This is a genomic window from Chromobacterium haemolyticum (assembly GCF_002081825.1).
GTDB classification, from domain to species: domain Bacteria; phylum Pseudomonadota; class Gammaproteobacteria; order Burkholderiales; family Chromobacteriaceae; genus Chromobacterium; species Chromobacterium fluminis.
Genome location: NZ_MUKU01000015.1, coordinates 61563 through 71296, shown reverse-complemented (window position 1 = coordinate 71296; position 9734 = coordinate 61563). Strand labels below are relative to the sequence as shown.

At 71.0% G+C, this 9734-nt stretch carries 6 protein-coding genes; all 6 read right to left on the bottom strand.

Annotated features, from left to right (window positions below; all coding sequences use genetic code 11):
* Nucleotides 1-5 precede the first annotated feature (5 nt).
* Genes B0T39_RS25880 through B0T39_RS25865 form a run of 6 tightly spaced genes read right to left on the bottom strand, consistent with a single transcriptional unit; the run spans nt 6 to nt 9683 of the window.
* Nucleotides 6-1424 carry a condensation domain-containing protein gene (locus B0T39_RS25880; RefSeq protein ID WP_217806248.1) on the bottom strand — a complete coding sequence of 473 codons (1419 nt, stop codon included), beginning with the start codon at nt 1422-1424 and terminating at the stop codon, nt 6-8.
* Nucleotides 1421-2422 carry a condensation domain-containing protein gene (locus B0T39_RS13230; protein WP_176219549.1) on the bottom strand — a complete coding sequence of 334 codons (1002 nt, stop codon included), beginning with the start codon at nt 2420-2422 and terminating at the stop codon, nt 1421-1423. Before B0T39_RS13230 ends, B0T39_RS25880 begins: the two co-directional genes overlap by 4 nt.
* Nucleotides 2392-5133 (bottom strand): non-ribosomal peptide synthetase, encoded by a 2742-nt coding sequence (locus B0T39_RS13225; RefSeq protein WP_141111218.1) that lies wholly within the window; start codon nt 5131-5133, stop codon nt 2392-2394. The genes B0T39_RS13230 and B0T39_RS13225 overlap by 31 nt, the downstream gene beginning before the upstream one ends.
* 14 nt (nt 5134-5147) lie before the next feature.
* Nucleotides 5148-6563: a beta-ketoacyl reductase gene (locus tag B0T39_RS25875; protein WP_217806247.1), complete on the bottom strand. Its 1416-nt coding sequence runs from the start codon at nt 6561-6563 to the stop codon at nt 5148-5150.
* 37 nt (nt 6564-6600) lie between these two features.
* Nucleotides 6601-8622 carry a type I polyketide synthase gene (locus tag B0T39_RS25870; protein WP_217806246.1) on the bottom strand — a complete coding sequence of 674 codons (2022 nt, stop codon included), beginning with the start codon at nt 8620-8622 and terminating at the stop codon, nt 6601-6603.
* Entirely contained in the window at nt 8619-9683 is a 1065-nt protein-coding gene (locus B0T39_RS25865; RefSeq protein WP_254894557.1) for a beta-ketoacyl reductase, read from the bottom strand. The genes B0T39_RS25870 and B0T39_RS25865 overlap by 4 nt, the downstream gene beginning before the upstream one ends.
* Nucleotides 9684-9734 lie beyond the last annotated feature (51 nt).

Here is a 9734-nt window from a genome sequence, read left to right as displayed (position 1 = left end):
GCACTTCAGCGCGACGGCGTCCGGCCGCGAGCGCGCTTGCGCCTCAAAACGGCGATGCAGGCACTGGCGCTCCGCATCGTCCGCGCGACGCTCAGCGCCGGGCCGCCGCGTTCGAACTGGCCCAGCACCTCCGCCAGCATCTCGACGACTCGCTCCGCCGACGCCGCCGAGATCCGCTGGCGGTCGAAATGCAGACGCAGCCGCAAGCGCTCGCCGGGAATCGCCACCACGGTCAGCGGGTAATTGGTCTGTTCCACCACCTCGACATCGCTCACGCCCAGTTGCTCTCGATAGCGTTTCGCATCCGCCCGCGCCGGGTAGTTCTCAAACACCACCAGGCTCTCGAACAAGGGCGCGCCGGGAGCGACTCCGCTCCAGCCCGGAATCGCGTGCAGCGGGGTATACGCATAGGCTTCGGCGTCGACGTGCCGGCGATGCAGCCGCCGCAGCCAGTCGCCCAGCGTCAGTTCAAGGTCGACGGACGCGCGCGTCGGCAGCGCGTTGACAAAGAGCCCCACCATCTGCTCGACGCCGCGCAGCGCCGCCGGCCGGCCGGACACGGTGGTGCCGAACACCACGTCGTCGCGGCCGCTCGCGCGCGCCAACAACAAAGCCCAGGCGGCCTGGATCACCGTGCTCTGCGTGAGCTCGCACTCTCGCGCCAAACGCTGCAATCCCTCGCTCGTTCGCGCGTCGAGCTCGCGTTCTATCAGACCGTGGCCGGGCGCGCGGTCCGGACGCGCGTCGTCGGCGAACGGCAGGGGCGTGGCCGAGCGCACATCGCCCAGCCGCGCGCGCCAGAAAGCCTCGGCCGCGGCGCCGTCCTGTTCGTCCAACCAGCGCAGGAAGGCGCTGTACGGCTGGGGCGGCGGCATAGCCGGAACGGCGCCGCGCCGGTAAGCGTCGTAAAAGGCGAGCGCCTCCCCCAGCACAATCTGCACCGACCAACCATCCAGCAGCAGATGGTGATAGCTCCACACGAACTCGTAGCGCTCCTCTCCGGTGCGGAATAAGGCGCAACGCATCAGCGGCGCGCGGCTCAGGTGAAAACCGGGACGCCGGTCCGCGTCCCGATAGGCGGCGAGACGGCGCTGCTGTTCCTCTTGGTCAAACGCTCGCCAGTCCTCCTCCACCCACGGCAGTTCGACGTCGCGGAAGACCACCTGCACCGGCTTGGACGGGCCGTCCCACAGAAAGCCGGTGCGCAGCACGCCGTGCCGCGCGACCACCGCTTCCAGCGCGCGCCGGTAATCGGCGGCGTTGAGCGCGGCGTGGAAGGAGCAAGCCACCTGCTCGTAATAGACGCCGGACTCCGGCGCCTTCAGCGTATGAAACAGCAGGCCCTGTTGCGTCGGCGTCAACGGCAGCATGGTCTCGACTTTCGAGCGGGCTTGCTGTGCGGTATTCGATAATGTTTGGTTCATAACTGTTCGTTCAGTAGCTGTAACACTTCGTCGATATCGTTCTGGTCCAGATGAGCGAGCGGCAAGTCCGACGGCGTAAGCCCTCCAGACTCCGGCGACTGGCAATGCGCCAGCACCGCGTCCAGTTCCGCGCGGAAGCCCTCGGCCAGCGCCGTGATCACCCCTTCCCGCTGTCGCGCCGCGCTATACAGCCAGTCCACCCGCAAGCGCCCTTCGTGCACCTGCGCCACCACGTCCAGCCCGTAGCGCCGCCTCATCCCCGCCCCGCGCGTCCCGCCCGGCGGCTCGCCCAACCACGTGGAGCGCGGCTCGCCGCCCTCCTCCAGCCGCCATTGGCCCAGGTAGTTGAAACACACCGTGCGCGCGTGGCCGCCCAGCTCCGACCCGCGGCCGCCGTAACGCAGCGCGTGGTAAGCCATGCCGCCGTCCGGCACGCTCCGCATCCGCTCCTTCACCGATTTCAGATCCCGCGGCAAGTCGCCGCTCAGCGGCAGCCGCAGCGGATACAGGCTGGTGAACCAGCCCACGGTGCGCGACACGTCCACGCCCGCCAGCCCGTCCCGGCCGTGCCCTTCCAGGTCCAGCACGCATTCCTCCGCACCCGTCCATTGGCGCAAGGCGCGCGCCAGCGCGGTCACCAGCAATTCTTCCGGACGCATCCGGTAAGCCTCGCCCGCTTGCCGCAGCCAGCGTTCCGTCGTCTCCGCGTCCCACTGCAGCGAGACCCGCGACTCGGCCGCCACCGTATCCTCGGCCGCGCTGAAACCCGGCAGGGGCATGCCCGGCGCGTCCATCTCTCGCCAGTAGCGCAGCGTCGATTCCGGCAAGGCCTCCGCCCATTCCCACAGCCGCTGCGACCATGCCTGGTACGACACCGTCTTGGCCGGCCATGTCGCCGCCTCGCCCCGGCTCAGCGCCGCGTAGGCCCGCCACAGGTCTTCCAGCAGAATCCGCCACGACACCCCGTCTACCGAGGCGTGATGCCCCAGCCACAGCAAGCGCCAGCCCTCGTCCAGCCGGTACAGCCGCGCCGCCAGCGCACGCGGTCGCCAGTGCGATACCAGCGTCCGCCGTCCGGCGGCGGCGCGGCGACGAAACGCTCCGCCGTCAAATCGGCGCGCCCCAGATAGCCTAGCGCGAGTCCGTCGCCGCCCGCCCACAGCTCGCCGGGCACGCCGACGGGCACCAGGCGGCCTCCCGCGTCGACCACCCGCACCTCGGTGTTGCCGATAGGCCGCCCAATCGGAATCGAGCCGCGCCGCGCGTCGCCGGCCGTCACCCGATGGCTGCAAGTAAAGGTGGTGTTTTCCGTCGGGCCGTAGCCGTTGATCAGCGCAACGCCGGGGCAGGCCTCGAGAAAAGCCCGGCAGCTGGCCACCGGCAGCGCGTCGCCGCCGGTCAGCAGTTCGCGCAGGCCGCCAAGCGCGGCCGGCTCCTCTTCCACCGCCATGCGGAACAGGTCGGCGGTCAACCACATCGTGGTGACGCCGTCGCGCGACGCCGCGTCCAGGAAGGGCATGCCGGACTCGGCCAGCACCAGCCGCCCGCCGTTCAGCCAGCAGCCCCAGATTTCGAAGGTCGAGGCGTCGAAGCCCAGCGGCGATTGCTGCAGCATCACCGTCGACGCGTCCAGCCGCGCGTAGCCGCCGCCGACGGCGAGCCGGACCACCGCGCGGTGCGGCACCGCCACGCCCTTGGGCTGACCGGTGGACCCCGAGGTGTACATCACATAGGCCAGGCCCTCCGCCTCCGCGCGCCGCGCTTCGGACAGGAGCGGCCGCGCGGCGCCGGCTTCGCAATCGGCCAGGCTCAACACCGGCCCGGCATAATCGCCGAGCCATCCGGCGTCCAAGCCGTCGGCGACGATCATCAAGGCCGGCGCGGCGTCCACCGTCATCGCGCGCAAACGCGCGGCCGGATAAGTCGGGTCCAGCGGCAGATAGGCGGCGCCCGCCTTCAGCACGGCGAGGAAGGTGGCTAGCAGCCGCGGCGAGCGCTCGCCCGCGACGCCCACCACCGCTCCCGCTTCGACGCCGGCCGCGCGCAGCGCGCCGGCCGCGCGGTCCGACCACTGATCAAGCTCCGCGTAAGTCCAACGCACGCCGCCCTGTTCCAGCGCGACGCGTCCGGGATGGTCCGCCGCGCGCTCGCGAAACAGCCGGTCTATCGAGGCATCGACGCGATACGGCAGCTCATGCCGCCCCCATCCTCGCAGACGCGCCTCTTCCTCGGCGGATAATATGGGCAAGCCGCGCGCGTCCGCGTCGGGCGAAGCGAGCGCCGCGCGCAGCAGCGCCAGGTAGTGCTCGCCCAACTGGCGGATGGTGGCCGCTTCGTACAGATCGGTGTTGTACTGCCACACCGCGAAAGTGCCTCGCTCGTCGCCCTCGATCGACAGATAGAGATCGAAGCGCGCGAACGGGCTGTCCAGATCGAAGGGCACGGCCGCACCGCTCGCGGTGCGCACCGCCGGCAGGCGGACGTTCTGGAAAGCGAACACCGTCTGCGCGAACTGTTCGTGCCGGGGGCCGCCGCGCGCGCGCAGCCGCTCCACGATGGCGTCCAGCGGCACGCCCTGGCGGGCGAAAGCCCGTGCGCTGGCGTCGCGGGCCCGGTCCACCAGCGCGCCGAAGCTGTCGCCCTCGCCCACCTCGGTGGCCAGCGCCACCAGGTTGACAAAGTAGCCGGCGATCTCCTCAGCGGCCTGGAAAGGCCGGTTGGCCGCCGGCGTCAGCGTCAACGCGCGCGCTTCGCCGGTATAGCGATGTTGAAGCAGCGCGAAGGCGCTAAACAAAGTGGTGAACAGTGTGGTGTTGCGGCTGCGGGAGAACGCGGCGGCCGCGTCCATGCACGCGGCCGGAATCTCGAAGCGCTCGGTGCCGCCGCGCCCGCTCAGCGCCGGCGGACGCGCGCGGTCGCCGCGTATCGCCGGCACCTCGTCCACTTCCGCCAAGTCGTCCACCCAGTCGTCCAGTTGCGCCGCGTAGTCCGGCGACGCCATCCAGCGGCGCTGCCAGGCGGAATAATCTCGATAGCTGAGGCCGGACGCCGAAGCCTCTGCCGCGTCCGGCGACGCGAGATAGGCGCTGAAATCGCGAATCAGCACGCTCATCGACCAGCGGTCGAAGATGGCGTGATGGATGGTCAGCACCAGCACGGCGGCGCGCTCAGGCGTCGAGAACAAATCGACGCGCCACATCGGCGCGCCGGCGGCAAACGGCAGCCGGGCCAAGTCGGCGGCGCGCGCGCGCAAGGCGTCGTCGCCGTCCACCGTCCACGCTTGCAGCGTGACGATCGGCTCGGGCAAAACCGTCTGTCGCACCGGCTCGCCATCGCTGAAAACGGTGCGCAGGATGTCGTGCCGGCGCGCGAGCGCCGCGAAGGCGCGGGCCACAGCCTCCGCGTCCACCGCGTCCGCGAGTTCGATCGCCGCCTGTTCGTTGTACATCGCCGGATCGCCCAGCCTTGTCGCCGCAACCAAACGAGCCTGTCCCGGCGACAAGACCGCCGCGTCGCCGGCCTCGCCCGGCTGCGCCGGCGCCAGCGGCGCGGCGCGCGCGTCCTCGTCGTCGAGCACGCGCAACAGTTCCGCCTTGGCCTCGCGCAGCCGCGCGACCAGCGCCTCGTCTAGCGCGCCCTGCGGCGCTTGTATCTGAAGCTGATCGCCGCGACGGCGCAGCGTAACGCCCGCGTCGGCAAGATCAGTCATGAGCCGTGCCATGGTCATAGCGTGATTTCCTCCGTGTCGGCGCCGACGGCCGAGTGTTGTTCTGTCACCAGCTTTCGCTCCAGCTGCGCCATGACTTGATCGATCAGTTCGTCCAGCGAGGAGCCGTCGATCAAATGCGTGATGGCGACGGACACGCCCAGCGCGCGCTCCAATTCGTTGCGCAATTCCGCGCCGGTCAGCGAGTCGACGCCCAGGTCCAGCAGCGAGGACTGACGCGGCAAGGCCGCCGGGCTGGACAGCACCGCGCGCAATTCCGCCTCAAGATAATCGGCGACCAGCGCGCGGCGCTCGCCGGCGGGACGGCCGCGCAGTTGGTCGAAAGAGAGGGTCCGCGCGCTCGCGGCAGGCGCGGGGCCGATCAAGCCTTCAATCAGGCGCGGCAGATCGGGCTGCGCCGCGATCCGGTCCAGATCAATCGAGGCGGCCACCAGGTGCGGCTCGCCCGAGAACGCCTGCTCCAGCGCGGCGAAGGCCTCGCCTTCGCTCAGCGGGTTCAGGCCTCCGGCGCGAATCCGTTCCGCCGTCTTCGCGTCGGCCGCGCCCATGCCCGCCGCCCAAGATCCCCAGCCTATGGACAACGCCGGCCGCGCGCGCAAGCGTCGCCGCTGCGCGAGCGCGTCGAGATAGCCGTTGGCGGCGGCGTAGGCGGCCTGCCCGTGACGGCCCACCGCCGCGGAGATGGATGAATACAGCAGGAAGAAGTCGAGCGGTTCGCCCTCGGTCAGGCGGTCCAGCAAGACCGCGCCGCCGGCCTTGGCGCTCAGGGTCGCGGCGAAGGCCGCGGCGTCCAGCGCGTCCAGCGTCGCGTCCCGCACAATGCCCGCACAGTGCGCGACGCCGCGTATCGGCCTGCCGGCCATGGCGAGCGCGCCGCGCAAGGCGACCTCGTCGGCGACGTCGGCCGCCGCCACGCGGACCTCGACCCCGTCGCCGCGCAGACGGGCGCAAACGGCCTTTGCGGCGTCGCCGGTTTCGCCGCCGCGGCTGATCAACAGCAGATGGCGCGCGCCGCGGCGGGCCAGCCAGCGCGCGGTCGCGAGGCCCAAGGCGCCGGTGCCGCCGGTCACCACATAGGCGGCGTCGCGCACCGCCAGTTGTTCCTCGATGGCTTCATCGGCGAGCAGCGCCGCCAGTGTGTCGAAGGAGGCCGGCGAGCCGTCGATATCGATCGTGCCTCGCCAGGCTCGACCCTGTTCGCGCCGCGCGACGCGCACCGCCGCGTTCAAAGCGGCGAGGACGGGATCGACGTCCTCCGCCGGCCCGGTCGCCGCCCCGCCGCGCGTAACCACGGCAATGGACGCCGACGGCGTCGCGGCGCGCTCGCGCGCCAGCGCGCTCAGCAAGGCGCCGCGACGCGCGACGGCCTCCACCGCGTCTTCGCTACCGGACGCGCGGTCGAAAGCAAGCACTAGGCTGGCGGCGCCCGCTCAGCGGATCGCGTCGATCTCAGCAGCCGCGATCACGCAGCGTTCGCCGGCGGCTTCCAGCGCGCGCCACTTCCGCGCACAAAGCCGGATCGCCGGCGACGATGCGCTCGCCTGATCGGCGCGCGCCGGCCGGAGCCTCCACCGGCTGCCAGGCGATGCGGTAAAGCGGCGACTCCGCGGTCGCAGGCCCTTCGTCAACCCAGTAAGACTGACGGTCAAAGGCATAGGCCGGCAGCCGCGCGACGCGGCGGCCGGCGCTGGCCGGCGCTGGCCAGTCAACCGGCAGGCCAGCCACATAGCGCTGCGCCAACGTGTCCAGCCGCTCGGCCGGGTCGCTGCCCGCCTCGGTCTCAGGCGGCGCCGCGTCACGGCCGAACGGCATTCCGCCGCACACGCCGCTGTGGACGGCCGCCGTCTCGCCGCGCGCAACGCGGCTCAACTCGCGCGCCATCTCCTCCGCGCTGGCGGCCGTCAGCGCGAGCCGATGAGGAAAATGCGAACGCGCAACGCGCGACGCGTGGCAGGCTGCCGCCCACGCCGAGGCGTCGAGTCCGGCCAGATGGTCCGCCAGCCGCGCCGCGTTGCCGCGCAGCGAGGCGTCGGATTTCGCGGAAACGACCAGCAACTGCGCGCCTTCGCCCGCGCTCGCGGCCGTTTCGCCGGCGGCCTCGCGCGGCGGCGCGACCAGCACCGCGTGCGCATTGGTGCCGCTGAAGCCGAAGGAGCTGACCCCGGCGACGCAGGGCGCGTCTCCGCCGTCTATGCGTTCCGCGCCGAGCGCGAGGCGCAACGGCAGGGTGTCCCATTCAATGCCGCGGTTGGGCGTGCGCACATGCAGCGTGGCGGGCACCACGCCATGGCGCACCGTCAACGCCGCCTTGATCAGCCCGGCTATCCCCGCCGCGCCTTCAAGGTGGCCAAAATTGCTCTTGATCGAGCCCAACAGCACGCGGTCCGAGCGATCGCGGCCGGCAAACACGGAGGCCAGCGCCGCCGCTTCTATCGGGTCGCCCAGCGCGGTGCCGGTGCCGTGCGCCTCCACATAGTTCACCTGGGACGCGTCGATGCGCGCGGCGCGCAGAGCGGCCCGCACCAGCTCGCGCTGTGCGTGCTCGTTCGGCACCGTCAGGCCCGCGCTGCGGCCATCGTGATTGACGGCCGAGCCGGCGATCAGCGCGTCTATCGTGCGCCCGGCGGCTTCGGCGTCGGCCTGCCGCTGCACCACCACCACGCCGCAGCCCTCGCCGCGCACGAAACCGTCCGCGCCGTCTTCGAAGGAACGGCAACGGCCGCTGGGCGACAACATATGCGCCCGGCACTCGGCGGCGGTGGACAGCGGCGACAGCACCACATTGACGCCGCCGACGATGGCGATGTCGCACTCGCCGGCGCGCAGCGCATTGCACGCCAGGTGCACGGCGACCAGCGACGAGGAGCACGCGGTGTCTATCGTCAGCGTCGGCCCGTGCAGGCCCAGCGCGTGCGACACGCGGCCCGCCAGCACGCTGGGCGCGTTGCCCGAGGCGGTGTAGAGATCGACATCATCGGCCCGACGGAAGCGGTGCGCGTAGTCCTGATGCATGACGCCGGCGAACACCCCGGTGGCCGAGCCTTTCAGTTCCGCCGCCGTCATGCCGGCGCGCTCCACCGCTTCCCAAGTCACTTCAAGCAGCATGCGCTGCTGCGGATCCAACATCGCCGCCTCGCGCGCCGAAATCCCGAAAAAGCCGGCGTCGAAGGAAGCGATATCGTCCAGAAAGCTGCCGGTTCGGCAATAGATGCGGCCCTTCGCGTCCGGGTCGGCGTCGAAGTAGCGCTCGACGTCCCAACGCTGGGCCGGCACCTCGCTCACGCCGTCCTCGCCGTCGAGCAGCCGCCGCCACAGCGCCTCCGGCGAATCAACGCCGGCGAAGCGGCAAGCCATGCCGACCACGGCGATGGGCGCATGCCGCCGCAGCTCTGCGCCGTCCAGCTCACGCTGCAAGTGCTCTATCTCCCGCAACGCGTTCCGCATCAGCATTGTCGTGTCGATTTGGCTCATCGCGCGCCCTTTCTATTCAGTTCATTCAGTTTCGCGGACAGCATTTCCACGATCTCCTCCTGCGACAGCGGAGCGGCGTCCGTCGGCGCGTCGATCTCGGCGGCGGGCGCGGCGGCTGTCGCCTCCGCCTCGGCCATGCCGAATACCGTCTGCGTCAGATGGTCCGCCAGCGCGGCTATGGTCGGATTCGAGAAAATCACCGTGGTCGGGATGGCGCGGCCGAAACGCTTTTCCAGCAGTACGCGCAGATCGGTGATCAGCAAGGAATCCAGGTCGTAGTCGAACAAGGAGCGCTCGGGGTCCAGCGAGGCCAGCGGCGTGCCCGTCACCAAGGCCGCGTCCTCCGCCAGCAGTTGGAACAAGCGGTGTCGCCGTTCGTCCGCGGGCAACGCCAGCAGTTCGCTGACCGAGGAAGTGGAGCCCGCGCCCGGCTGCGCGGTGGCGATGCCGGCGAAGCGGCTGGCCGGCACATGCGGCGGCCATTGTTCGATCAAGCGCCCCCAATCGATGGGCAGCAGCACGAGATGGGCTGGTAGATCCGCCCCCAGCGCGATCTCGAAAGTGGCGCGGCCGCATTCGGCCTCGATCTGGCCGATGCCCAGCTGCGCGAGACGCCGCTTGGCGTTGGCGCTGGAGCGGGCCAGCATGCCGACGTCCTGCCACGGTCCCCAGGCGATGGACAGCGCGGGCAGCCCCTGCTCGCGGCGGCGCGCCGCCAGCGCGTCGAGGTAGGCGTTCGCCATCGCATAGGTGGATTGCCCCGGCGCGCCGAAGGCGGCGGCGGCGGAGGAGAACAGCACAAAGTGTTCCAGCGGGTAAGCCAGGGTGCGCTCATGCAGCAGCCAGGCGCCGCGGGCCTTGCCGGCCAGAGTGGCGGCCAGCGACGCCAGCGTGACGTCGCCGACCAGGCAGTCCTCCACCACGCCCGCCAGATGGCAGATGCCGCGCAGCGGCGGCATGGTCGCGTCGATCTCGGCCAGCAACGCGTCGACGTCCGCCTCCACCGCCACATCCGCCTGCCACACCTTCACCTCCACGCCGTCGCGGCGCAGCGCGGCCAGCCAGCCAGCCCGCGACGCGCAGGCCGAGTTCGCCCAGCCCCCCCGTGATCA

Coding starts and splice junctions, on each gene's coding strand:
- B0T39_RS25880 (WP_217806248.1), bottom strand. CDS start 1,424: ATGAACCAAACATTATCGAATACCGCACAGCAAGCCCGCTCGAAAGTC.
- B0T39_RS13225 (WP_141111218.1), bottom strand. CDS start 5,133: ATGACTGATCTTGCCGACGCGGGCGTTACGCTGCGCCGTCGCGGCGAT.
- B0T39_RS25870 (WP_217806246.1), bottom strand. CDS start 8,622: ATGAGCCAAATCGACACGACAATGCTGATGCGGAACGCGTTGCGGGAG.